Raw genomic sequence first — 1,352 nt, forward strand, 5'->3', positions numbered from 1 at the left:
CGGAGCAGATGGGCAAAATACGCATCCTCAGCAACACCACCGCCGTCAACAACGCTGGGGGTCAGATAACCAGCCTTGTAGCTCAGGGTGGTGGACTCGTTCAGCGCGTAAGCAGCAACACCGGAAATCTCGATAGCATTGTCCAATGTGCCCGCATCGTCGTTGTCGAAGTCCGCATAGAGCAGGTTGCCGGTCAGTGTCAGACGGTCGCTGGCTGCATAGTTGGCAACCAAGGCACCAAAGAGCAGATCGCCGCCCTGACCAACCCGCATGACTTGCGTGGACAGCTCGCCGCCGACCATGATGAAACCAAAGTCATTGTCAGCAACAAAACCGTCTTTGGTCATGCCCGCCAGCACTGCCGGGGTGAAACGGTCGCTCATCTTCTTGGAGAGCATCACATAGCCGCCCATGCCATCATCCTTTGTGCCCTGCACGTCGGCGGCCTTGTAAGCCAGCTCGGCATGGAAGCCAAAGTCGCAGTTCGCGCCATCGTTGTTCAGGAACACATCAGCGATGACACCGCTTTTGTCCTTATGCGGTCCGGTGACCAGCACTGGAATAGTGGCCGTAATAAGCTTTCCCGCAGCATCTGTTCCAGAGGCCGTGAGACCTACCCATGATGAGTTCTCTTCTCTCTGATCATCATCATAGCGGACATAACCAGCCAAGTTCCATGCGCTCGGCAGCTTGGTCTTGATAACAAGACCGTACTCCATGTAGTCGTTGTCATTCCACACATCTTTGTCCGTGGAAGCCTCTGCCCGGACACCGACAAAGGGGGTGACGCTCAGATTGCCTTGTTTGTAGGTGGCGATGAGGCGGGTCGGACGGATGTTCCAAGAGAAGAACTTGGAGTAGTCAGAATTGACCCGACCCGCTTTGATCGTCCAATCGCCCATCGGAACAGTCAGATAGGCATAGTCAACAGACAGCTCAGTGCGCTCCTCGCCATTCCACGGCGCATCATCCTCAAAACCGTAGCCGTCAAAATAAAGGCGGGCGTTGGCCGTTACTTTGTCAGCAGCAGCCTTGCCCTCGAAATTCAGCCCGACGCGGGACTCCAAGAAATCATCATACCCGTTCGCGCTGGTTGCAGTGCGCAGGTAATCCTGTTTCCCAATGTAGCTCACGCGAGCATCGCCGCTGATGTTCACTCCCGCCTCAGCGGCGGAGCAGGCAAGCATCAAAGCAGCGCCGGCAACAAGCACTTTCTTCATGTTCCATCTCCTTTCAAGTTTGTGTTAAGGTCAGCCCCGACCAAACAAAATATTAACCCTGATGAATACAAAATATGATACTTCCCGGCAAGAGTCAAGTTAAGTTTCTTGCGGCTATACAATTTTTTTCAC

At 54.1% G+C, this 1,352-nt stretch carries 1 protein-coding gene; it reads right to left on the bottom strand.

Translation table 11 applies throughout. The annotated features are described in order from the left end of the window. Window positions 1–1,220, bottom strand: a 1,220-nt coding sequence (locus tag ACNKID_RS05565) for a hypothetical protein (RefSeq protein WP_417912444.1), incomplete at its 3' end; no start/stop codon positions are given. Between the last annotated feature and the right edge of the window lie 132 nt (window positions 1,221–1,352).

It is taken from the genome of Candidatus Electronema sp. TJ (genome assembly GCF_048287355.1).
In the GTDB taxonomy this organism is placed as follows: Bacteria; Desulfobacterota; Desulfobulbia; order Desulfobulbales; family Desulfobulbaceae; genus Electronema.